The organism is Pseudomonas sp. PH1b (assembly GCF_000633395.1).
Lineage (GTDB): Bacteria > Pseudomonadota > Gammaproteobacteria > Pseudomonadales > Pseudomonadaceae > Aquipseudomonas.
Window position 1 is genome coordinate 171,501 of record NZ_AYMU01000004.1, and the last position, 23,186, is coordinate 194,686.

Annotated in this window: 26 protein-coding genes; 24 read left to right on the top strand and 2 right to left on the bottom strand. The window is 61.5% G+C overall.

Annotated elements, in window-relative coordinates:
- Positions 1 to 21 precede the first annotated feature (21 nt).
- From ispF to rpoS, 6 genes are all read left to right on the top strand, one after another.
- Positions 22 to 495 carry a 2-C-methyl-D-erythritol 2,4-cyclodiphosphate synthase gene (ispF, locus tag U873_RS0107505; RefSeq protein WP_025127661.1) on the top strand — a complete coding sequence of 158 codons (474 nt, stop codon included), beginning with the start codon at positions 22 to 24 and terminating at the stop codon, positions 493 to 495.
- Positions 492 to 1,550: a tRNA pseudouridine(13) synthase TruD gene (gene truD, locus U873_RS0107510; RefSeq protein ID WP_025127662.1), complete on the top strand. Its 1,059-nt coding sequence runs from the start codon at positions 492 to 494 to the stop codon at positions 1,548 to 1,550. Before ispF ends, truD begins: the two co-directional genes overlap by 4 nt.
- Positions 1,538 to 2,287: a 5'/3'-nucleotidase SurE gene (gene surE, locus U873_RS0107515; RefSeq protein ID WP_025127663.1), complete on the top strand. Its 750-nt coding sequence runs from the start codon at positions 1,538 to 1,540 to the stop codon at positions 2,285 to 2,287. Before truD ends, surE begins: the two co-directional genes overlap by 13 nt.
- Positions 2,288 to 2,328: 41 nt before the next feature.
- Positions 2,329 to 2,964 carry a protein-L-isoaspartate(D-aspartate) O-methyltransferase gene (locus U873_RS0107520; RefSeq protein WP_177330254.1) on the top strand — a complete coding sequence of 212 codons (636 nt, stop codon included), beginning with the start codon at positions 2,329 to 2,331 and terminating at the stop codon, positions 2,962 to 2,964.
- Between the two features lie 211 nt (positions 2,965 to 3,175).
- Entirely contained in the window at positions 3,176 to 4,036 is an 861-nt protein-coding gene (locus U873_RS35060) for a peptidoglycan DD-metalloendopeptidase family protein (RefSeq protein WP_043274494.1), read from the top strand.
- A 106-nt stretch (positions 4,037 to 4,142) separates the two neighbouring features.
- Entirely contained in the window at positions 4,143 to 5,150 is a 1,008-nt protein-coding gene (gene rpoS / locus U873_RS0107525) for an RNA polymerase sigma factor RpoS (protein WP_016964675.1), read from the top strand.
- 514 nt (positions 5,151 to 5,664) lie between these two features.
- Here rpoS and fdxA read toward each other — a convergent pair.
- Together fdxA and mutS are read right to left on the bottom strand one after the other, a co-directional pair.
- Positions 5,665 to 5,988 (bottom strand): ferredoxin FdxA, encoded by a 324-nt coding sequence (gene fdxA / locus U873_RS0107530; RefSeq protein WP_007924025.1) that lies wholly within the window; start codon positions 5,986 to 5,988, stop codon positions 5,665 to 5,667.
- Positions 5,989 to 6,130: 142 nt separating this feature from the next.
- Complete coding sequence (gene mutS, locus U873_RS0107535; RefSeq protein WP_025127665.1) at positions 6,131 to 8,710, bottom strand: DNA mismatch repair protein MutS; 2,580 nt, start codon at positions 8,708 to 8,710, stop codon at positions 6,131 to 6,133.
- A gap of 186 nt (positions 8,711 to 8,896) precedes the next feature.
- On the opposite strand from mutS, the gene U873_RS0107540 reads away from it, so the two are divergent.
- The 18 genes from U873_RS0107540 to U873_RS0107630 all read left to right on the top strand — a co-directional run bounded on the left by U873_RS0107540 (position 8,897) and on the right by U873_RS0107630 (position 23,148).
- Positions 8,897 to 9,640: an XRE family transcriptional regulator gene (locus U873_RS0107540; protein ID WP_081818618.1), complete on the top strand. Its 744-nt coding sequence runs from the start codon at positions 8,897 to 8,899 to the stop codon at positions 9,638 to 9,640.
- Positions 9,641 to 10,157: 517 nt separating this feature from the next.
- Positions 10,158 to 10,508, top strand: a complete 351-nt coding sequence (locus U873_RS0107545; RefSeq protein WP_025127667.1) for a phage holin family protein — start codon at positions 10,158 to 10,160, stop codon at positions 10,506 to 10,508.
- A 218-nt stretch (positions 10,509 to 10,726) separates the two neighbouring features.
- Positions 10,727 to 11,248, top strand: a complete 522-nt coding sequence (locus tag U873_RS0107550; protein WP_025127668.1) for a hypothetical protein — start codon at positions 10,727 to 10,729, stop codon at positions 11,246 to 11,248.
- On the top strand, positions 11,245 to 11,835 hold the full coding sequence (locus tag U873_RS0107555; RefSeq protein ID WP_025127669.1) for a phage baseplate assembly protein V: 591 nt from the start codon (positions 11,245 to 11,247) through the stop codon (positions 11,833 to 11,835). The genes U873_RS0107550 and U873_RS0107555 overlap by 4 nt, the downstream gene beginning before the upstream one ends.
- 90 nt (positions 11,836 to 11,925) lie before the next feature.
- Positions 11,926 to 12,129, top strand: coding sequence for a hypothetical protein (locus U873_RS0107560; RefSeq protein ID WP_025127670.1), 204 nt, complete (start codon positions 11,926 to 11,928; stop codon positions 12,127 to 12,129).
- 4 nt (positions 12,130 to 12,133) lie between these two features.
- Positions 12,134 to 12,460, top strand: a complete 327-nt coding sequence (locus tag U873_RS0107565; RefSeq protein ID WP_025127671.1) for a GPW/gp25 family protein — start codon at positions 12,134 to 12,136, stop codon at positions 12,458 to 12,460.
- Complete coding sequence (locus U873_RS0107570) at positions 12,457 to 13,338, top strand: baseplate J/gp47 family protein (RefSeq protein ID WP_025127672.1); 882 nt, start codon at positions 12,457 to 12,459, stop codon at positions 13,336 to 13,338. The genes U873_RS0107565 and U873_RS0107570 overlap by 4 nt, the downstream gene beginning before the upstream one ends.
- Position 13,339: 1 nt before the next feature.
- On the top strand, positions 13,340 to 13,945 hold the full coding sequence (locus U873_RS0107575; protein WP_025127673.1) for a phage tail protein I: 606 nt from the start codon (positions 13,340 to 13,342) through the stop codon (positions 13,943 to 13,945).
- The gene (locus U873_RS0107580; RefSeq protein ID WP_025127674.1) at positions 13,942 to 14,967 is read left to right on the top strand and encodes a phage tail protein; all 1,026 of its coding nucleotides are present in this window, start codon (positions 13,942 to 13,944) and stop codon (positions 14,965 to 14,967) included. The genes U873_RS0107575 and U873_RS0107580 overlap by 4 nt, the downstream gene beginning before the upstream one ends.
- Entirely contained in the window at positions 14,967 to 15,737 is a 771-nt protein-coding gene (locus tag U873_RS36595; protein ID WP_157838066.1) for a hypothetical protein, read from the top strand. The genes U873_RS0107580 and U873_RS36595 overlap by 1 nt, the downstream gene beginning before the upstream one ends.
- Positions 15,734 to 16,183, top strand: coding sequence for a phage tail assembly chaperone (locus U873_RS35865; protein ID WP_256244300.1), 450 nt, complete (start codon positions 15,734 to 15,736; stop codon positions 16,181 to 16,183). Before U873_RS36595 ends, U873_RS35865 begins: the two co-directional genes overlap by 4 nt.
- 101 nt (positions 16,184 to 16,284) lie before the next feature.
- Positions 16,285 to 17,451, top strand: a complete 1,167-nt coding sequence (locus tag U873_RS0107595; protein ID WP_025127677.1) for a phage tail sheath family protein — start codon at positions 16,285 to 16,287, stop codon at positions 17,449 to 17,451.
- A 12-nt stretch (positions 17,452 to 17,463) separates the two neighbouring features.
- Positions 17,464 to 17,973 (top strand): phage major tail tube protein, encoded by a 510-nt coding sequence (locus tag U873_RS0107600; RefSeq protein WP_015634355.1) that lies wholly within the window; start codon positions 17,464 to 17,466, stop codon positions 17,971 to 17,973.
- Between the two features lie 13 nt (positions 17,974 to 17,986).
- A complete protein-coding gene (locus U873_RS0107605) occupies positions 17,987 to 18,292 on the top strand; it encodes a phage tail assembly protein (protein WP_025127679.1) in 306 nt (101 codons plus the stop codon).
- 141 nt (positions 18,293 to 18,433) lie between these two features.
- Entirely contained in the window at positions 18,434 to 21,007 is a 2,574-nt protein-coding gene (locus tag U873_RS0107615; protein WP_025127680.1) for a phage tail tape measure protein, read from the top strand.
- Positions 21,008 to 21,016: 9 nt separating this feature from the next.
- A complete protein-coding gene (locus U873_RS0107620; RefSeq protein WP_025127681.1) occupies positions 21,017 to 21,862 on the top strand; it encodes a phage tail protein in 846 nt (281 codons plus the stop codon).
- Positions 21,837 to 22,043: a tail protein X gene (locus U873_RS0107625; RefSeq protein WP_025127682.1), complete on the top strand. Its 207-nt coding sequence runs from the start codon at positions 21,837 to 21,839 to the stop codon at positions 22,041 to 22,043. The genes U873_RS0107620 and U873_RS0107625 overlap by 26 nt, the downstream gene beginning before the upstream one ends.
- A gap of 61 nt (positions 22,044 to 22,104) precedes the next feature.
- A complete protein-coding gene (locus tag U873_RS0107630) occupies positions 22,105 to 23,148 on the top strand; it encodes a phage late control D family protein (protein WP_025127683.1) in 1,044 nt (347 codons plus the stop codon).
- The last annotated feature ends 38 nt before the right edge of the window (positions 23,149 to 23,186 follow it).

Here is a 23,186-nt window from a genome sequence, read left to right on the forward strand (position 1 = left end):
ACTTTTTCGGGGCGTTTTTTTATGCGTATTGGCCACGGCTACGATGTGCACCGTTTCGCTGAAGGCGACTTCATCACTTTGGGTGGTGTGCGTATCGCCCATCATCTTGGCCTGCTGGCCCATTCCGATGGCGACGTGCTGTTGCACGCGCTCAGTGATGCCCTGCTCGGCGCCGCCGCGCTGGGGGATATCGGCAAGCATTTTCCAGACACCGATCCGCAGTTCAAGGGCGCTGACAGCCGCGTCCTGCTGCGTCATGTTGTCGCGCTGATTCACGCCAAGGGCTGGAAGATCGGCAATGTCGACAACACCATTGTTGCCCAGGCGCCGAAGATGGCTCCCCATATTGAAACGATGCGCGCCTTGATCGCCGCGGATCTGCAAGTTGAGTTGGATCAAGTGAACGTGAAGGCTACCACCACCGAAAAGCTTGGTTTCGTCGGCCGTGAGGAAGGTATTGCAGTGCATTCCGTAGCCTTGTTGCTGCGCTCATGAACGAACTGCAACTCTTGGGCCCGCGGGCCTATGGCAACGCATTGGGCAGCGCCGTACTCAAGGCCACTGCCGAAGACTTCCAGGTCGATGAGGTGCTCGACATCCCGCTGAGCGGTGAGGGCGAGCATTTGTGGTTATGGGTGGAAAAGCGCGGCTTGAACACCGAGGAGGCGGCGCGTCGAATCGCCAAGGCCGCGGGAGTGCCGCTGCGCACGGTCAGTTACGCCGGGCTCAAGGATCGACAGGCGCTGACTCGCCAATGGTTCAGTGTGCAACTCCCTGGCAAGGCCGATCCGGATCTTGGCGCTGCGGAAAATGACACCCTGAAAATCCTCAAGGCCACCCGCCACAAGCGCAAGTTGCAGCGCGGCGCCCATGCGGCCAATGGCTTTACCCTGCGTTTGACAGAGCTCAAGGCGGACCCGGCGGCGCTTGACCAGCGCCTGAAGCTGATTGCCCAGCAGGGAATCCCCAACTATTTCGGTGCCCAGCGTTTCGGCCATAACGGCGGCAATCTCGTGGATGCCCGTGATTGGGCGGCGCGGCAAGCACTGCCGGAGCAGCGCAATGTGCGTTCGCGGCTGTTGTCCACGGCCCGCAGCTACCTGTTCAACCAAGTGCTGGCGGCGCGAGTGGCCGATGGCAGCTGGCAGCAGGCCCAGGTGGGCGACCTGCTGGCGTTTACCGACAGTCGCAGTTTCTTCATGGCCGGGGAGGCCGAATGTTCGGACCCGCGCCTGGCGATCCTCGATCTGCACCCGACCGGCCCGCTGTGGGGCGAAGGCCCCTCTCCAGCGAGTGGTAAGGCCCACGAGCTCGAGCAGCAGATCGGCCTGCGCGAGGCGGCACTCTGTGATTGGCTGATAAAAGCCGGCATGGGTCACGAACGACGCATCCTGCGGCTGCCCATTGGCGGTTTGACGTGGCATTATCCCGTGCCTGATATTCTGCAACTGGAATTCGTCCTGCCGGCCGGATGTTTCGCCACCGCCTTGGTGCGTGAACTCGTCGATCTGGTGCCGGTGGGGCAGACGGACAGCTCATGCGTATTCTGATTTCTAACGATGATGGGGTAACTGCACCCGGTATCGCTGCGCTGCATGCTGCGCTGGCGGATTATGCCGAGTGTGTGGTTATCGCACCGGATCAAGACAAAAGCGGCGCCAGCAGCTCGCTGACGCTCGACCGTCCGTTACATCCGCAGACCCTCGGCAACGGTTTCATCAGCCTCAATGGCACACCGACCGACTGTGTGCACCTGGGGCTCAACGGCCTGCTGGAGCTCGAACCGGACATGGTGGTGTCGGGCATCAACCTGGGGGCCAACCTCGGTGATGACGTGCTGTACTCCGGGACTGTCGCCGCAGCGCTGGAAGGGCGCTTCCTGCAGCGCCCGGCCATGGCTTTTTCACTGGTGTCGCGGCAGGTGGAAAACCTTGCGACCGCCGCTTATTTCGCGCGCAAGCTGGTGCAGGCGCAGGGCTTGCTGGATTTGCCACCACGGACGGTGTTGAACGTGAATATTCCCAACTTGCCGCTTGATCATATCCGCGGCATCCAATTGACCCGCCTGGGTCATCGCGCCCGTGCTGCGGCTCCGGTTAAGGTCGTCGACCCCCGGGGCAAGTCGGGTTACTGGATAGCTGCCGCCGGCGACGCCGAGGATGGTGGTCCGGGTACCGACTTCCATGCCGTCATGCAAGGTTACGTGTCCATCACCCCACTGCAGCTGGATCGCACTTTCAATGAGGCGTTCAGGAGCCTGGATGGCTGGCTGGAGGGGCTCAACTGATGGCTCGCGAACAAGATGATCTGTTGCGCCGGGGGATCGGCATGACCTCCCAGCGCACCCGTGAACGCCTGATTCAGCGCCTGTATGACGAGGGCTTGTCCAACCCGCAGGTCCTGGAGGTCATTCGGCGCACGCCGCGGCACCTGTTCGTCGATGAAGCACTGGCCCATCGTGCCTATGAAGACACGGCGCTGCCCATCGGCCACAACCAGACCATTTCCCAGCCCTATATGGTGGCGCGCATGAGCGAGCTGCTGCTGGCGGCCGGCCCGCTGGACAAGGTGCTGGAGATCGGCACCGGTTCCGGCTACCAGACGGCAGTCCTGTCGCAACTGGTGGAGCGGGTGTTTTCGGTGGAGCGGATCAAGGTCCTGCAGGATCGAGCCAAGGAGCGCCTGCAGGAGTTGAACCTGCGCAATGTGGTCTTCCGTTGGGGCGATGGCTGGGAAGGCTGGCCGGCACTGGCGCCCTACAACGGCATTATCGTCACCGCCGTGGCCACGGATATCCCTCAGGCCCTGCTCGATCAACTGGCCCCTGGCGGGCGCCTGGTGATTCCGGTAGGGGCCGGGGAAGTACAGCAACTGATGCTGATCGTTCGTGAAGAACACGGCTTTGCCCGGCATGTGCTGGGAGCGGTGCGTTTTGTGCCCCTGCTTAATGGGCCGCTGGCCTGAGCATTTATCGAGCCTGGGTGAATTCTGTCTGTTTGGCTGTGTCTTAGTGGCGTATTGATCGTCAATGAGTGGAGCGCCGATCAGTAGCACCCACTTGCAACGGTCCCTAGCGCTTTGCCAGCGGTAAAGCCTCGGCGTGCAGTTATACTGGCGTTACTTCATGCCTTTGCCAGGCAATCTATATCGTCAACCACCACAAAGGGAGCGGCGGGTGAGTCTCACAGTCATTGCGCAGCGTATGGGTATATCAAGCTTTCAGCGACTGATGATTGGCCTTGTCTTGAGTTCCTTGTTGGTCGGTTGCTCCAGCACCAAGTCCAGCAGCGTGGGCGTGGTTGAGCGCAGCCATACTGCAGCGCCGCAACGGCCAACGGTGACCACCGGACAATATGTCGTACGTCGCGGCGATACGCTGTTTTCCATTGCCTTCCGCTATGGCTGGGACTACAAGGCGCTGGCGGCTCGCAACAACATTGCCGAGCCTTACACCATTCATCCGGGGCAGACCATCCGCTTTGATGGGCGTACGGGTGCGGCGCCGACCACGGTAGTGACCAGCACCCAGTCCGGGGCTTCGTCTTCCAGCAAGACCACGGTTATTCGTCGCCCGGCGGGCACTGCAACGGCCCCAGTTGCAGGTGCTGCAACGACTCCGGTGAGCAAGCCGGCTCCCACTCCGGTCACGCCTGCAGGCCCTGCTCCGACGGGCTGGGGCTGGCCTTCCAGCGGTGTTCTGATTGGAAAATTTTCTTCAAACGGTAGTTTGAATAAAGGCATTGATATCGCCGGGGATTTGGGACAGCCTGTTTTAGCTGCGTCTGATGGGACGGTGGTTTACGCCGGGAGTGGCTTAAGGGGCTACGGCGAATTAGTCATCATCAAACACAACGAAACCTACGTCAGTGCTTACGGCCACAACCGCAAGCTATTGGTTCGGGAGGGACAGCAGGTCAAAGTCGGACAGACAATTGCCGAGATGGGATCAACTGGTACAGACCGGGTGAAACTGCACTTTGAGATTCGCCGACAAGGTAAACCTGTAGATCCGCTGCAATTCCTGCCACGTCGTTGATCCGTTACCAGCCTGTTCCGCTCACGTAGAGGGAACAGGCTCCAGCGTTGCCAGGGATAAAGGCGCCGCTTGAGCCTGAGGTCGAACTCACCAAAGGACTATAACAATGGCTCTCAGTAAAGAAGTGCCGGAGTTTGACATCGACGATGAGGTTCTCCTTATGGAGAGCAGCATCGATATGGATTCGATGTCGAATAATGAGGGGGCAACTCCACCTTCCGTTCGCGCCAAATCCAAAAGCTCCGCTTCACTCAAGCAACACAAGTACATTGATTACACGCGTGCACTTGATGCGACGCAGTTGTATCTCAATGAAATCGGCTTCTCTCCATTGCTCTCTCCCGAAGAGGAAGTGCACTTTGCGCGTTTATCGCAGAGTGGCGACCCGGCAGGGCGCAAGCGCATGATTGAAAGCAACTTGCGACTGGTGGTGAAAATCGCCCGACGCTATGTCAATCGTGGTTTGTCGCTGCTGGACCTGATCGAAGAGGGGAACCTCGGGCTGATCCGAGCGGTGGAGAAATTCGACCCTGAACGCGGCTTCCGATTCTCGACCTATGCCACCTGGTGGATTCGTCAGACCATCGAGCGCGCGATCATGAATCAGACCCGGACCATCCGGTTGCCGATTCATGTGGTCAAGGAGCTCAACGTCTACTTGCGCGCAGCTCGTGAGTTGACGCAAAAACTCGATCATGAACCCTCTCCCGAAGAAATCGCCAACCTGCTGGAGAAGCCGGTGGCCGAAGTCAAACGCATGCTCGGCTTGAACGAGCGGGTTTCTTCGGTTGATGTCTCGCTGGGACCGGATTCCGACAAGACCTTGTTAGACACCCTGACCGACGACCGTCCTACGGATCCCTGTGAACTGTTGCAGGACGATGACCTCTCGCAAAGCATCGATCAATGGCTTTCCGAGTTGACCGAGAAGCAGCGCGAAGTGGTGGTGCGCCGCTTTGGTCTGCGCGGGCACGAGAGCAGCACCCTTGAAGATGTTGGCCTGGAGATCGGCTTGACCCGTGAGCGGGTTAGGCAGATTCAGGTTGAGGGGCTCAAGCGACTGCGGGAGATCCTTGAAAAGAATGGGCTGTCCAGCGAGTCGCTGTTTCAGTAGCTATTCTTGTTGATCCATAAGAGCCCCGATCCAGTCGGGGCTTTTTATTGCCCGCTGGTTTTGTTTCAAAGTTCTCTAGTTCTGATAGGGGCTGGGATTATTCTTAACTGACGTGTAAGCCAAAGATTACTTTTCTGTAGGTGTTCGTTTCGCGACTGCTTCTTACTTGTCTAGTTTGGCCTAGGACATTTTTTATATTATTGATTTATAAGGATTTATTAATTCTGTAATGCTGAGTTCGACAAAGTTTCCTACGAATAGTGCGATTGCTCTTACCAGGGAACTCTTTAATATCAGCCCTGTGTCGACGGATAGACCAGCCATCAAGGATGATGGTCAGGACATCGCAGGAAGCGATTCATCAGGACGATGAAAAGGAATAAAGGGACTAGGGAAAAATGTGGGCGGGTCATACCGCCCCTTTTTTTTGCCTGTCGAAAACCCCGCCAGCCGTAACCCGGAACCCAGAAATGCAAAAAGGCCCGCAAGGGGCCTTTTCTTGAACTCGGGGCAATCAGCGCTCGAGGTCTTTGATCTTGCCTTTGACGCCATCCCACTCTTCGGCATCCGGCAACGAATCTTTCTTTTCAGTGATGTTCGGCCATATCTCTGCCAGCTCGACGTTCAACTGAATGAATTCTTGCATCTCTTCCGGGACTTCATCCTCGGAGAAAATGGCTACAGCAGGGCATTCAGGCTCGCACAGCGCGCAGTCAATGCACTCATCCGGGTGAATCACCAGGAAGTTCGGGCCTTCGTAAAAGCAGTCCACCGGACAGACTTCTACGCAGTCGGTGTACTTGCACTTGATGCAGTTGTCGGTGACGACGAAGGTCATTTCTAATTCTCTCCTCAGGCGGCGGCAGCGGAGCCCCTACATGACGGGGTCGCCAGGTTTGGGAGCGATAGTCTGCGGACCAGGCTAATAGTCCGCAGCATCCCAAACCGCGCGAGATTCTAACAGCTTGAAGGCGTTCGCGTTAGATGCGCGTCTTCAATGTATAGAGCATTTCCAGTGCACGGCGTGGCGTCATGTCATCCAGATCCAGCTTGGCCAGGTCGTCCAGTACCGGGTGCGGCAGGCTGGCGAACATGTCACTTTGCTGTGGCGCCGCGGTCTTGCCCGGTGCTGGTCGCGGTGTTTCATGGGGCAGGCTGGTGGTTTCCAGGCGGCTCAGATGCTCACGGGCGCGGACGATGACTGCGCTGGGAACCCCGGCCAGCTGGGCTACGGCCAGACCGTAGCTCTGGCTGGCAGGACCTGGCAGTACATGGTGGAGGAAGACGATACGCTCATTGTGCTCGGTGGCATTGAGATGCACGTTGGCTACCAGCGGTTCGCTTTCCGGCAGTACGGTCAGTTCGAAGTAGTGGGTGGCGAACAGGGTGTAGGCACGCAAGTGGGCGAGACGTTCTGCCGCAGCCCAGGCCAGGGAAAGACCGTCAAAAGTACTGGTGCCGCGCCCCACTTCGTCCATCAGCACCAGGCTGCGCTCGGTGGCGTTGTGCAGGATGTTCGCGGTTTCGCTCATTTCCACCATGAAGGTCGAGCGTCCACCGGCCAGGTCGTCGCTGGAGCCGATCCGGGTGAAGATCCGGTCCACCAGCGACAGTTCGCAGCTTGCCGCAGGGACGAAGCTGCCGATATGGGCCAGCAGCACGATCAGCGCGGTTTGCCGCATGTAGGTGGACTTACCGCCCATGTTCGGCCCGGTGATTACCAGCATCCGGGTGTTGTCGTCCAGGTTCAGGTCGTTGGCCACGAACGGCGTGGTCAATACCTGCTCCACGACCGGGTGACGGCCCTGGGTGATGCGCATGCAAGGCTCGCTGACAAAGCGCGGGCAGTTCAGGTCCAGGTTCAGTGCGCGCTCGGCCAGGTTGCTCAGGACGTCCAGCTCGGCCAGAGCGCCGGCCGTATCCTGCAGTGGCGGCAAGTGGCTGATCAGGGTTTCCAGCAGTGCGTCGTAGAGCATTTTTTCGCGAGCCAGAGCGCGGCTCTTGGCTGACAGCGCCTTGTCTTCAAACTCCTTGAGTTCTGGAGTGATGAAGCGCTCCGCGCCCTTGAGGGTCTGACGGCGAATGTAGTCTGCCGGCGCCTGTTCGGCCTGTTTGCTGGGCAGCTCGATGAAGTAGCCGTGAATGCGGTTGTAGCCGACCTTGAGGTTGGCCAGGCCGGTACGGGCTTTCTCGCGGGCTTCGAGGTCGATCAGGAACTGCCCGGCGTTCTCGCTCAAGGATTGCAGTTCGTCGAGCTCGGCATCGTAGCCGGTCTTGAGCACGCCGCCATCACGGATCACGGCTGGCGGGTTGTCGATGATTGCCTTGGCCAGCAGTGCTGCCAACTCCGGGTAGGTGCTGGTGGTGACCGCCAGTTGCTTGAGGTGGTCCGCCTCCAGTTCAGTCATCGCCTCTTGCAGCTCCGGCAGTGCGGCCAGGGCATCGCGCAGCCGGGCCAGGTCGCGCGGACGGGCGTTGCGCAAGCCGATTCGCGCGAGGATCCGCTCGATATCGCCGATTTCCTTCAACTGCGGTTGCAGCCGTTCGAAGCGGTAACCGTCCAGCAGGCAGGTAATGGAGGACTGACGCGCCTGCAGGACCTTGAGGTCGCGCAGCGGGCGGTTCAGCCAGCGAGTCAGTAGGCGGCTGCCCATGGCGGTCTGGCAGCGATCGACCACCGATTGCAGGGTATTGTCGCGCCCGCCCGCCAGGTTGGTGTCCAGTTCCAGGTTGCGCCGGCTGGCGCCGTCCAGCACCACGGTATCGTCCAGACGCTCATGGCGCAGGCTGCGCAGGTGGGGCAGGGCGGTGCGCTGGGTTTCCTTGGCATAGCCCAGCAGGCAACCAGCGGCGCCGATAGCCAGGGTCAGGCTCTCGCAGCCAAAGCCCTTGAGGTCCTGGGTAGAGAATTGCTGGCACAGGCTTTTGTGCGCGGAATCGCGTTCGAAATCCCATGGGGCACGACGCCGCACGCCGCGGCGTTTTTCCGCCGGCAGGCCCTGTGGCCAGTCATCGGGGATCAACAGCTCAACCGGGTTGATCCGTTCCAGTTCGGCCAGCAGGTTCTCCCAGCCCTTGATTTCCAGGACGCTGAAGTTGCCGCTGGTGATATCCAGCACCGCCAGGCCGAACAGGCGCTCATCGCCCAGCACCGCGGCAATCAGGTTGTCGCGACGCTCATCCAGCAGCGCCTCGTCACTCACCGTGCCCGGGGTGATGATGCGCACCACTTGGCGCTCCACCGGGCCCTTGCTGGTCGCCGGGTCGCCCACCTGCTCGCAGATCACCACCGACTCGCCGAGCTTCACCAGCTTGGCCAGGTAGCCCTCGGCGGCGTGGTAGGGAATGCCGCACATGGGAATTGCCTGGCCTGCCGACTGTCCGCGCGCCGTCAGGGTGATGTCCAGCAACTTGGCGGCCTTCTTCGCGTCCTCATAGAAGATCTCGTAGAAGTCGCCCATGCGGTAGAACATCAACTGATCAGGGTGCTGGTTCTTGAGGCGCCAGTACTGCTGCATCATCGGCGTGTGGGAGGACAGATCGGAGGTATTTTTACTCATTGGTATTCAGGCGGATTCGTTGAATGGGTGACACAAAGGAGCACTGGGCTCGGCTTTTTGCAGATGGCGGCAAGGTTACCATGGGCGCCCTGGCCTCGCAGGCACCAAGGCGCTACTGCGTTTGTCCGGCAAATGCATTACAAACATGCAAAACAGCATTTGTCATTGAGAAAAAGATCAAGCACTATGCGTTCTATGCAAATACGCAACGTTTCTACCGTCTTAAGAGAGCTGCTGGATCGCGACGGAATCTCCCCCACGGAGCTTCACCGTCGCACCGGCGTGCCTCAATCCACCCTCTCGCGGATTCTCAGCGGGAAGATCGTCGATCCCTCGGATAAACACATCTCGCGGATCGCCGACTATTTCCAGGTGAGCACCGATCAACTGCGTGGGCGCGTGGATATCGCGTCTGCCCGGCCAGCTACCCGTGACGAGATTCATTCGGAACTCAAGGACATAAGCCTGTGGGACGACGACACCCCTGTCGATGACGACGAGGTGTCGGTTCCCTTTCTGCGTGAGGTTGAATTGGCTGCTGGATCAGGAAGATTCGTCATCGAGGAAAGCGAACGCGCCAGCCTGCGCTTCGGCAAGCGCAGCCTGCGGCACAACGGCGTGCAGTTCGACCAGGCCAAGTGCGTCACGGTGCGCGGCAACAGCATGTTGCCGGTACTGCGGGACGGCGCCACGGTCGGAGTCAATGCTGGCAAGTGCGCCATTGGCGATATCGTCGATGGTGACCTTTACGCGATCAACCACAACGGCCAGTTGCGGGTGAAGCAGCTGTATCGCCTGCCCACGGGGATTCGCCTGCGCAGCTTCAACCGCGATGAGCATCCGGATGAGGACTACAGCTTCCAGGAGATCCAGGAGGAGCAGATCAGCATCCTCGGTCACGTCTTCTGGTGGGGCATGTACGCCCGCTAACCCATTACCGTCAGATAAAGCCCGCTCTTGAGCGGGCTTTTTTTTCGCCTGCGAAATGTCCCGCGCCCTTTGCTTATGCGCCTTCCATGCATTTCAGCAAATTCTCTGCATAAATAAATGCATCATTGCATTGACTGCATATGCATGAATGCATAATATGAGCCCCAAGCCGCACGAAAGCGGCTGCAAAGACGCTCTTTAGTGACAAAGCAAAGGCAGCGATGAACCGGCCTCGACGGTTCAGAGGGTTGGCAACTGACCCGGGTGTGCAGCGTAAAGCACCAGAAGCAGTTATCCGGCGGACAGGGTCGCGGTCGGAGGAACAATCTAAATGGATCCGTACCGCGCCAGTAGCGCCGAAAGATCAAGGTTTGCATTACTGAAAAGCCCGGGCGACCGGGCTTTTTGGAATGCCTGCCTAATGTGGGCCACTGACAGACAGGGACCCTTTGAAACCGCTTTTTCAGCTTTCCATAACGGGCCACTTTGCTGGCCCCAATCCGCACGGGAGACGTGAATGACAAACGAGCAACAAGCGTTGCTGGACATGCCTATCTGGCTGGTCATCGTCCTGGCGTTGGTCGGTGGCGTCTCCGGCGAAATGTGGCGCGCCGACAAGGAGGGCGCCCGCGGCTGGTCGCTGGTACGACGCCTGGCACTGCGCTCCGGCGCCTGTGTGGTCTGCGGGGTTTCGGCAATCATGCTGCTGTACGGCGCCGGCCTGTCGATCTGGACCGCCTGCGCCTTCGGCTGCCTGACGGCGATGGCGGGTGCTGATGTCGCCATTGGCCTCTACGAGCGCTGGGCCGCCAGGCGCATTGGCGTGTGTGAAACCCCGGACCGTGATTCTCACTCGGATCGGTCTTGATCCTATCAACGATGGAGCAAATCTGCAGGACTTCAGGAGAACACCCCGCACGGCTTCCGACACGTTGCCGAGCGTCGGGTTCTTCTCCTGGGTTGATCGACAGTGACGCCGCTTCCTGCGCCGCGCTCTTGCGCGAGCTGGCGGAAATTGGCGTCGCAGGGTTTACCGGCTCGTGCCCGAAGGTGGTGGCGCGGTCGACTTGATTGCGGGAATGGATAATGAACGAGCTGACGACCTTGCATGACGCAATCACCGCCACCATCAAGGCCGCGATGCCACAGGTGGAGACGGTTGAAGCCTTCCCCGAGGGGCTGGATGGGCTGACGAAACCGGCGATTGCCTTTGCGCTCACCGGGATGGACCCGGGAGCAGACCCGGGCGATGGGCGCAGTGGGGTGAAGGTCACCTTTGAGGCCAGGGTGCTGGTTGATGCCAATCTTCCTCACACCCCGCTGGCGGCCGTCAATCTGGCGGCGCAATTGGTGGATCTTCTGCGGCTGCAGGCCTGGGGCCTCGAGTTTGTCGAGGGGACCACCGCGGTCCGGGCCATGCCGACAAATGTTTCGACCCAGTCGTTGCACTACCTGAGCTGGACGGTGCAGTGGCAGCAGATCATCTACTTTGGCCAGGAGGAATGGCCCTGGCCCAATCAAGGCCCGGGCTCCCTGGCATTCGGTTTTGCTCCCGATACCGGACCAGGGAGCGAGGATGCCTATCAGTCACCGGAGCACATGCAATGAGCTACGTTTCCTCCGCTCACGACCGCATGCTCGCCGGCCTGATCATCCCCTGCAGTGTCATCGGCGTGGACCTGGCCAGCGCCAGAGTCCGGGTATCCGACGGCGCCGGCTGGACCAGTGCCTGGGTGCGCTGGCACAGCCAGGCCGCGGGCAAGGCCCGACACTGGCGGGCGCCGAGCCTGGGCGAGCAGGGCGTGCTGATCAGCCCCAGTGGTGAACCGGCGCAGGGCACCTTTGTGCCGGGACTGTATGGAGATGCCGGTGCTGCGCCGGACAACCGCGAGCATGTCGAGGTCTGGCGTTTCGACGATGGCGGCTCGCTGGTCTACGACTGGCAAGCCAAGCGCTACAGCATCAGCCTGCCCAGCGGTACGGTTTCGATTCAAGTGGGCGACAGCTCGGCCGTGGTGACGGATAGCGCCATCACCGGCAGGGCCGACAGCATCACCCTGACAGGAGCAATCACCTTGAATGGCGACGTGCAGATCAACGGCGCGAGCTTGAAGCACAACGGGGTGAATGTCGGCTCGACCCATATCCACCAGGGCGTGATGCCCGGCCCGGGAGCGACTGCCACGCCGCAGTGATGCCTTGGCGATCAATGCCGGCTCCCCCCTACAACGCCGATAAACCCGATCAATCCGCCGAATGCGGATTTTTTGTACCCGGAGAAAAACATGGCAACCCCGAAAAAAAAGCCCGGCCGCACGGCCACCACTGGCGCTGCGGTGTTTCGCGACACCCTCTACACATCGCGCCTTCTGATCCTGACGGATGGCCGCGAGCTGTCGGTGGCCCAGGGTGCGGTCTCGGTACCGGCCAGCGACACCTTCGCTCGGAACTACCTGGAACAGCATCCGGACTTTCAATTGCAGGAGTAACACGATGATCGGAATGGATCGCCGTACCGGCTTGCCGCTGTCCGGCATCGAGCATCTGCGGCAGTCCATCGAGGACATCCTGACCACGCCTTTGGGCAGCCGGCGAATGCGCCCTGAATACGGCAGCAACCTGCGCCGTTATGTTGATTTGCCGGTGACCGGCGGCTGGAAGAGCGCGGTGCAGGCCGAGGTGGCCAGGGCGCTGTTGCGCTGGGAACCCCGCTTGAAGCTGGAGCGGGTAGGGGTTGTAGCGGTGGTGGAGGGCCAGGTCAGTTTCCAACTGACGGGCCGCTACCTGGGTAACGATGTGGTTTTGGAGGTGACGGCATGAGCATGCTGGACTTGTCGGCACTGCCGGCACCGCAGGTGCTGGAAGCCCAGGATTTTGAAGTGCTGTACCAGGGCAAGCTGGCGACCTTTCGCCGCTACATGGGTGACAACTGGACGGCCAACCTGGAAAGCGACCCGGTCACCAAGCAGCTGGAGCTGTCTGCCTACAGCGACATGCTGTTGCGGGCCCGGATCAACGATGCGGCCAAGGCGCTGCTGCTGGCCCATGCCAAGGGCACGGACCTGGACCAGTTGGCCGCCAACGTCAACCTGCAGCGCCTGGTGATTCAGGCCGGTGACCCGCAGGCGGTGCCGCCGCTGGCGCAGGTCAAGGAAGCCGACGACGCGCTGCGTGAACGGGTCCAACTGGCCTACGAAGGGCTGACCACCGCCGGGCCGCGCAACAGTTACATCCTGCATGCCCGTAACGCCTCGGCCCTGGTGGCGGATGCGGAGGCCGAAAGCCCGTCGCCGGCCTGTGTCACGGTCACGGTGCTGAGCCTGGAAGGTGACGGTGCCGCCGCGCCCGAACTGCTGGCGACGGTTGCCGCGGCGCTCAACGATGAAGACGTGCGACCGCTGGGGGATCGGGTCACGGTGAACAGTGCCCAGGTCCTGCCGTATCGCATCGATGCGGTGCTGCACATGAAAGGGCCGGGCCCGGAAAGCGACGCCGCCCTGGCAGAGGCCGAGCGCAAGCTGGCCGCCTGGGTCAACCCACGTCGGCGCCTGGGTATCGAAGTGGCGCGTTCTGCCATCGATGCCCAGCTGCATGTGGCCGGCGTGGCCCGGGTTGAGCTGCGTGGGTGGCAAGACATAGTCCCAAGCAAGGCCCAGGCCGCGTATTGCACCGGTTACAGCGTCACTCTGGGGAGTTGATATGACCAGCCTGCTGCCGATTAACAGCACACCTTTGGAGCGTGCCCTGGAGGCGACTCACGGCGGTGACACCGCCACCATGTTGCGCACTCTGTACAACCCCTCGACCTGCCCCGTGCACCTGCTGCCCCAGCTGGCGTGGGCCTGGTCGGTGGATCGCTGGGACCCGCGCTGGAGCGAGACGGTCAAGCGTAACGCCATTCGCGCCTCGTTCTTCATCCATGCCCGCAAGGGCACCATCGGTGCGCTGCGCCGCGTGGTGGAGCCGCTGGGTTACCTGATTGAAGTGGTCGAATGGTGGCAGACGGTCCCTCTGGGCGAGGCCGCTACCTTCGCCCTGAAAGTTGGGGTGCTGGATACCGGTATCACCGAAGAGATGTACCAGGAGCTAACCCGGCTGATCGATGACGCCAGGCCCGTGAGCCGGCACATGACGGGCCTGGCCATCAGCCTTGAAACCTCCGGGGTGATCGGCTACGGCGCCTACGTGGATCAGGGCGAAGTGCTCGACGTGTATCCCCCGACCCCCCGCGATATTGAAGTGACCGGTCGATACGGCCAGGTCATGTGCATTGATGAAACAGACACCCTGGATGTGTACTCATGATCGATTCCAACAGTCAGTTCTTCGCCATCCTCACTGCGGTGGGCGAGGCGAAACAGGCCAACGCCACCGCCCTGGGCACCTCTTGGACCTTCAAGGAGATGGCTGTGGGGGATGCCAATGGCACCGACCCCATCCCCAGCAAGACCCAGACCAAGCTGATCAATGAATGGCGCCGTGCCTCGGTGAACCAGGTGCGTACCGATCCGGCAAATCCCAACATCATCATCACCGAGCAGGTGATCCCGCCGGATGTCGGCGGGCGCTGGATCCGTGAAATCGGCCTGTTCGACGCTGATGGCGACCTGGTGGCGGTGGCCAACTGCGCCCCAAGCTTCAAGCCCCTGCTGGTCCAGGGTACCGGCAAGACCCAGATCATCCGCATGAATTTCATCGTGGCCAATACGGCGCAGATCGTGCTGAAGATCGATCCGGCGGTGGTGCTTGCTACCCGCCAGTACGTGGACGACTCCCTGGCAGTGGCACTTGCGGCGGATAAGGTTGCAGGCACTTATCGGCAGGTCACGATCGATAGGCGAGGCATTGTTATCAGTGGTAACAACCCAACGACACTGTCCGGTTATGGCATTGCAGATGGGGCAACAAAGACAGAGCTGGCGAGTGCAGTCAGCAAGTTGCTTCCCATTACGGGTGGACGGCTGAACGGGTCGATACTGCTGTCGAATGACAGTAGCGATTCGCCGGAGTTTGGCTGGGTGACGCCCACTAGTGAAGCCCGCATGGACCTTGTGAACAACAACGTGAGGATCTTTTCAAGTTATGGCGGCGAGACAACGACGCCACTTCTTTTGAGTCTTCCAGACAAGACCGCAACCGTCTTTGGCAACCTGCTATGGAACTCCGGCAATTTTGACCCGGCGCGAAAAGCGGACAAGGCGACCACGCTTGCGGGGTATGGCATCACCGATGCACTGCCGGCGAACCGTTTTATCTATTCTCGAAACGCCCCTGCTCCAACTGACGGCTCGGTCGGAACGCTTTGGCTGCAATACGAGGAACCCTAATGAATTTCCACGTAAAACTCGATGGCGGTTACCGGCCGGGTGTCATGCCTTATGTAAAGCTTGCAGAGGGTTGGCGAGAGGGAGCGGAACTGTTCATCAAAACCGAAAATGGGTGGCGCACGGTCTGGCGACGAACCGTTGTGTTCATCAATACGGTGGAACGAGCGGGTGCGAGCATTTTCGAGCTCATGGGCAAACCGACCAAGGCGCGAAATTACCTCTTTATCAACCGTGCAATGATCTACGGCGGTGGTGCGGGGTATTCGTTGAGAACGGGTGTTTTCCCACCAGGTTCCACGCTGAAAATCATTAATGAGCACTACATCCGTGGTGCGGGCGGAGCAGGTGCCTATCCTCCTCGTCCCTTGCCTGGGGCCACAGCCTTTGTACTGGATTACCCAGCAACGCTGGACAACCGCAACGGTTACATTTTCGGCGGTGGCGGCGGTGGTGGGGATGCCTACTGGCCCAACGTACTGCATACCGGTGGTGGCGGCGGCGCGGGACGCCCCGGTGGCGCGGGTGGTGGGATGTATCAAAACTCGACTTACGGATACGGCTACCCAGCGGCTGGCAGTCTGGATGCTGGTGGTGCCGGTGGTTGGTACACGGCTGGATGGAACGGTGGTGCCGGCGGTGCACCGGGTGCCCCTGGTGCTGCGTCAAGCAATCCAGGTGGTGCTGGCGGTTATTCGATTGAGAAAAATGGCAACAACTTGATCTTTGAAGGGGGCAATAGCCCCGATCGAGTAAAGGGGAATATCTTATGAGCGGATTTAAAGTTCTCTCGGTGTCGGCTAGCGCTGGCACCATGCTTGTCGACTGGGGCAATGTGACGCTGAACCACTATATCCCCCAAGAAATCTTAACTTCTCCCGACATCGATGCATTGGCCTTGGCGAATGTGATCGAGGGCATGCGTCCGGCTCCTGCGGTCACCCTGGAACTGCCACCAGCACTTCAGGCAATAGTGGAACCCTTCAACCTGGATGATGAACGAGCCTGGCGCCTGGCCGAGCTCGCTGCGGTGACCTGGTTGCGCGATCGTCACCGTGATCAGCTTGAAATCAAGGCACCCACCAACCTCTCGGATCAGCAGTTCACCGAGCTGCTGGTGTACATGCAAGTCCTGCGCGACTGGCCGCAATCCCCGGACTTTCCGCAGATCGAGCAGCGTCCAGTGGCCCCGTCCTGGATCGCCGAACAAAGCCAATAAACGCCCCGCACCGCCGGGGCGTTTTCCTTCCCGCTTCCCATTAATCAAACATCCCTTACAGCCCCCTTCACCCGGGGCTTTTTCATGTCTGGAGTTTATCCATGAGTGGTTTTTTCCACGGCGTTACCGTCACCAACGTCGACACCGGCACGCGGACTATTTCGCTGCCGTCGTCTTCGATCATCGGCCTGGTGGACACCTTCACCGAAGGTCCGACCGCCACTGCCAAGGTCAATGACCTGCTGCTGATCACCAACGAGCGCGAGGCCATTGCAGCCTGGGGCCCGGATGCGGCCATCACCAAGGCCTGCCAGGCCATCTATCAGCGGGCCAAGGCGGTGATCGTCGCTTGTGGCGTGGCCAAGGTGGCGGACGCGGCCGAGCAGACCTCGGCGATCATCGGCGGGGTGCTGGCCGACGGCAAGCGCACCGGCCTGCAGGCGCTGCTGGACGGCAAGAGCCGTTTCAACGCCCAGCCGCGGTTGCTGGTCACCCCCAAGCACAGTTCGACCCAGGCGGTCGGCACTGCGCTGGTGGCCCTGGCCGACAAGCTGCGTGGCCTGGCGATCATCGATGGCCCCAACAGCACCGACGAAGCGGCCATGGCGTATGCCAAGAATTTCGGTGCCAAGCGCGCCTACATGGTCGACCCGGGCATTCAGTACTGGGACAACGGCGCCAGCGCCAGCGTCGATGCGCCGGCTTCGGCCTGGGTTGCGGGCCTGTTTGCCTGGACCGACAACGAGTACGGCTTCTGGGCCTCGCCGTCGAACAAGGAGTTCGTCGGCATCACCGGCACCACCCGCTCCATCGAGTTCCTGGACGGTGATGAAACCTGCCGCGCCAACCTGCTGAACAACGCCAACATCACCACCATCATTCGCGACGACGGCTTCCGCCTGTGGGGCAACCGCACCTTGTCCAGCGATCCGAAGTGGGCCTTTGTCACTCGGGTACGGACGATGGACATCGTCATGGACGCGATCCTCTACGGCCACAAATGGGCAGTGGACCGCTCGATCACCGCGACCTACGTCAAGGACGTCACCGAGGGCCTGCAGGCGTTCATGCGTGATCTGAAGAACCAGGGCGCGATCATCAATTTCGAGGTCTACGCCGACACCGAACTCAACACCGCCAGCCAGCTGGAGCAGGGCAAGGTGTACTGGAACATCCGCTTCACCGACGTGCCACCGGCGGAAAACCCCAACTTCCGCGTCGAGGTCACCAACCAATGGCTGACCGAAGTCCTCGAACACACCGCTTAAGGAGCAGCAGCAATGGCAATGATTCCCGAAACCCTGGCGAACATGAACCTGTTCGTCGATGGCATCAGCTTTCAAGGCGACGTGCCGAGCCTGACCCTGCCCAAGTTGACCCTCAAGACCGAGGAGCATCGCGTCGGCGGCATGGATGTGCCGGTGGAACTGGACATGGGCATGGAGAAACAAGAGGCCGGTTTCACCACCACCGGCGTGCGCCGCGAGTCGCTGAAGATGTTCGGCCTGGCCGATGGCAGCGGTTTCAACGGTGTGTTCCGTGGCGCCTTCAAGGGCCTCAAGGGCAAGGTGACCCCGGTGATCGTCACCCTGCGCGGCCTGCTGAAAGAGGTCGACATGGGCGACTGGAAGTCCGGCGACAAGGCCGAGGTCAAGCACAACGTGGCCCTGACCTACTACAAGCTGGAAGTCGACGGTCGCCTGATCTACGAGATCGATGCCCTGGGCATGAAGCGCGTGATCAACGGTGTCGACCAACTGGCGGCGCAACGTTCGGCCCTGGGCCTGTAAGGAAACCACCAGCATGTCTCAAGCAATCAGCAAGACCCCGGCGTGGATGACCCTGAGCGCGGAAAACGTGGTGATCAGCCTCAGCAAGCCGGTGGAGATGAACGGCGTGGTCTGCGACCAGGTCACCTTGCGCGCCCCCACTGTGCGTGATGTGCGCGCGGCCAATGCCGGGGCTTCCGGTGATGACGAACAGCGCGAGCTGATGCTGTTTTCCAGCCTGGCGCAAATCAGTGCCAAGGACCTGGAGGGCATGGCGCTCAAGGACTATCAGCGCCTGCAGGCCGGTTATTTTCGCCTGGTGCAAGACGACGAGCTTTGACCCTGCGGTGATGAAGATGGCGGCGAAGCGGCTCGCCAGCGAGCTGCATTTCGCCGCTGAGGAAATCATGACCATGAGGTTTTCCGACATGGTCTGGTGGCTCACGGATTGAGCCCATCACCCACAGAGCAGGAGTAGCAGATGGCGAGCAAGCTGGAATCGGGACTGGTGGTGATTGGTACTGCCCTCAGTTCGACGTGGGACGCCGCCTTCAAGACAGTGGAAGGCCGGATCAGGCAATTGCAGGAGCAGGGCAGCAAGGCCAGGGTGCTGGAACAGACCATTGGCCAGACTTTGCGCCTGCAGGACCAATGGAAAAAGGCCCATGACTCCGGCGCCGCTTCCGCCGCCGGGCTGTTGCGCCGGTTGGAGCAGAGTCGGGATGGCCTGCGTCAGCAGGGTGTGCAGGTGCACAAACTGCGTCAGGAGTATCAGGCCCTGGGTAAGGTGGCCCGTGGCTCCGCCCTGCAGGCCCGGGGGCAGCAGCAGATCGACCAGGGCAAGGCTGACTTCAAGGCGGCGTATGGCTTGGCCAAGGACGGGATCGGCAAGCTGGCCATCCCGGTCAAGATCAATGCCGATTATCAGGCGCTGATCCGCGACATCGCGATCAAGGCCAATGTGGCCAACCAGCCTCAGGAAGCACAGTTGAGCCGCACGGTCACTCAGACCTCGCGTGACACGGGGATGGCCCGTAACGACGTGGCCGCTCTGGTGAGCCAGATGACCAGCAGCGGCATGTCGCTGGACAAGGCGCAAGGCTACGCCGGGTTGGCCGCCAAGTTTGCGGTGGGGCAGGGCGCGAGTGTCGAAGACACCGCAAAACTGATGCGGGCCTTGGAGCTGAAAGCTGGAATCAGTGATCCCAAGGTCATGGAGCAGGCCCTGGAGGCTATCGCCCTGCAGGGGCAGTCGGGCAATTTTGAAGCCGCCGACATGGCGCGTCTGCTCCCGGCGCTGCTCCACAGCGCAAGCGCGCAAGGGCTTGCCGGTATGGATGCGGTGAGCCAGCTGGGGGCGATGCTGCAAGTGCAGATGAACACCGCGGGCGGTGCTGATCAGGCCGCGGGGCAACTGCAGAACTGGATAGGCAAGATCGGCTCCGGTGAGGCGGTCAAAGCCTACGAAGAGGCCGGCATTGATTATCAGGCTTCGCTGAACACCGGCATCCAGAAGGGCATGTCGAGCCTGGAGGCGAGCTTTGCCCTGGCCATGCGTTACGTCAGGGCCATCGATCCGGCCAAGGCCGCGAAGATGGCCGAGGCCCAGGCGCAGATCAGCAAGGAAACCGACCCGGCCAAGGCCAAGGCAACCCTTGAGGCTCTGGAAGAGTCCCTGCGCACCGGCGACCTGTTCACCGATATGCAGATCAAGGCGGCCTTGCTGGCCCAGACCCAGGGCCGGCAGCAGTACGAGCAAGTGAAGAAGGATTCGTTGAGCGCCTCTGGCGTTCTCGCCAGGAACCTCGCCGAGCGCCGAGAAGCCTCCAGGCAGTTGTGGGCTGAAGCCGAGCAGGCCATCGACGAAGGCCAGCGGGTGGTGGGAGAGGCCCTGCGACCCGCGACGGACCTAGCGGCCAAGGGCATCACCCTATTGGTCGGCAAGCTGAGCGAACTGGCGGAACAGACCCCATCGTTGGTGCAGGGTGTGGCTGCCTTGGGCGCCGCTTATGTCGCGGTGAAAAAACTCATGGCCGTCTACACCATGGGCAAGGGCCTGCTGAATGTCTTGCGGGGTGGGTTGAAGGTCGACCCCAACCTTGTCCAGCGCGTGTTTGTCACCAATGCACTGGGAATGGGCGCGGGTGATTACGACCTCGACGGAGGCAGGAACAGGAAGGGCAACAAAGGCGGCAATGGTCGCGCTGGCGCAAAGCCCAAGCGCGGCGTGCTCGGTCGCGTTTTCCAGACCCTGAAAAATGTATTCAGCCCAGGCAATTTGAGCCGTTTGGCCCAGGCTGGGATGAGAGTCGGCACGGTTGCAGGGAACGGCTTGATGTCTCTGTTGCGTGGCGCCAAGTCGCTAGTCAAGCGTGGTGGTGTCCTGTCGGTACTGGATGCCGGTCTTCAGATCGCAGACACCTATCAGAATGCCAAGACCCGCGACGAGAAGGCCGAAGGCTATGGCGGCGCGGCTGGAGGGTTGGTCGGCGCTTGGGCGGGGGCGAAAATGGGTGCGGCTGCCGGGGCTGCCATTGGTTCTGTCGTACCAGGGCTTGGCACTGCCTTTGGCGGCGCTGTAGGAACCGTCCTTGGTGGTGCTCTTGGTTACTGGGGCGGCGGCGCACTGGGCGCCTATGCCGGCAAGGCGATGTTTGGCTCTGACGAGTCGCTCAAGCAAATGCCCGCCGCCGGTCCGCTGATGATGCGCAACGCCGGGCAGAACCTCCCGCCGGTCATGGGCGACATCGCGAAATCCTTCCAGAGCGGTCAGACACCGCCGCTGATGGGGCAGGCAGTGCGTTCGATGGCCAGTCCATTGGCGTCCACCGCGACGCCGGCCACGATCAATCCGCCGGAGTCGTTCAAGTCTCAGTTGCCCCCCGTCATCGAACAGCAGTTCAGCTTCGCGCCCTACCTGTCGATCTCGGTCCAGGGCGATGTGCGCGACCCTGCGCAACTGGCTCGGGAACTGGAACCGCACCTGCGCTGGCAGTTCGACGAGTACAGCCGCCAGGCTGCCGCTCGCCAGCTGTTCGACGCCGCACACGTTTAAGGAGAAGGCATGGCTTACATGGAACAGCTGCAGTCGGGGCTGGGTTCCCTGGTGGCGGCAGCAGAGGCGGGCCGGCGCAGCGCGGATGCAATGCTGGGGCCCATGAACGGCGCCATCAGCGACATCGGCGGCGCCGCCCTGGAGCTGGAGAACCTGCCCTTGGTCGGGCCGGTGCTGGGCGCCAAGCTGCAGCGCACGATGCGTGGCATCAGTGCCGCGCAGTCGGCCGTCGGAGAGGTGGCGGCCCAATACAGCCAGGCGGTGACGGTGGCGGGGCAGGTCCAGCAGCGCCTTGGCGCGCTGCAGGAACAGGTGGCCAAGGCTGGCGCGGCGGTCAACCGGATCGGCGGGCAGATCAGCCCCGCCCTGGGCAACATCTTCCCGACGGCGGCGTTTGTCGAACAAACCACACCGGCGGCCGAGGCGGTAAAACCTTTTCCCCACCTGTTGATCCTGCAGCCCCTTGGGGCGGGCGCCCAGCCTTACTACTTCAACGTCGACACCGCAGCCTTCGAGGAACTGCGGCGCCAGACCGGGTTTCGCTGGGCCGGCCAGGAGCGCCTGAGCCGCAGTGTCGCCCAGCAAGCAGTGGGCCAGGGCGAAGAGCGGATCACCCTCAAGGGCGCGGTGTTCCCCGGGTTCAAGGGCGGCCTGGGGCAGTTGCAGACCCTGCGCAGCATCGGCCAGCGCTTGCAGCCGCTGAGCCTGACCACGGGCTATGGAGAAGTACTGGGCACCTGGTGCCTCACCAGCATCGAGGAAGATCAGAGCCATCTGCTGGCCGGTGGCATCCCTCGCAAACAAGGTTTTTCATTGGAGTTCGTAAGCTATGGCGACGACTTGCAGAACGTCTGACGGGGACTTGCTCGATACCTTGTGCCACCAGTACTACGGCCACCTCAACGGCTGTGTCGAAGAGGTGCTGGATGCCAACCAGGGATTGGCCGACGAGCCCCAGCCGTTTCGCGCCGGGGTACTGATCCGGCTGCCAAAGCTGCCGTCCCGCGCCGAGGCCATGGTCCAGCTATGGGACTGAGCCCGGGTTCAATCCACCCACCCCGTCGAGTACGGGGTGGGCTTTTTCTGGAGCAAGGTTCATGACCCCAGCGTTTCGAATCGTCGCTGATGGCCGGGACATCACCGCGCAGATCAACGACCGCTTGCTGACCCTGCGCACCACGGACAAGCCCGGCATGGAGTCGGACGAATTCGAGCTGCGCATCGATGACCGCGACGGTGCCGTGGCCCTGCCCCGGCGGGGTGCGAACATCGAAGTCTTCCTCGGCTACGCCGGCCAGGAATTGACCCGCCTGGGGCGCTACACCGTGGATGAAGTGGTGGTGAGCGGGCCGCCCGATGCCATCGAGATCCGCGGCAAGGCCAGCGACATGCGCGGCATTGGCAAGACCAGCCGCAGTGGCAGTTGGGAGAATGTCCCGCTGCAGCTGATCGTCCGTGATCTGGCGGCGCGCAACGGCTGGCAGCCGATCTGCCCGCTCGCCATCAAGGTGCCGCGCATCGATCAGCTCAATGAGTCCGATTTCAATTTCATCACCCGCCTGGCCCGGCAATACGACTGCACCGCCAAGGTGGCCGAAGGCAAGCTGCTGGTACTGCCCCGCCAGGGCGGCCAGAGTGCCAGCGGCAAGGCCCTGGGGCTTGTCACCCTCGGCCGCGGCGACGTCAGTCGCTACCAGTTTCGCCTGAGTGACGGCAGCACCCACAAGGCGGTGCAGACCCGACACCAGGACCCCAAGAGCGGAAAGCTGCGGGTCATCGACCTGGGTAACGACGACGCGCCGAGTGATTCGCCGGCGGTGTACACCGAGCGCCACCTGTACCCGAACAAAGCCGCCGCCGAGCAGGCCGCCAAGGCTCGCTTGGCGGCCTTCAATCGCAGCACCGCCAGCCTGCGCCTGGACCTTGCGGGGCGTACCGATCTGTTTGCCGAGCGCATGATCAATGCCCAGGGGTTCAAGGCCGGGCTCGATGGCGACTACCTGGTGGATTCGGTCGAGCAGCTGTTCACCCCATCCGGGTGGACGACCACGGTCGAGTGCAACGGCGGCAAGAAGGGCAAGGCCAAGGCCAAAGGCAAGCCGCCCCAGGCCCGCAAACCCCTCAGGGTCGAGCAGCTCTGAGCGTTGATCATCTTCCCCACTGACGCGGCAAGCCGCCT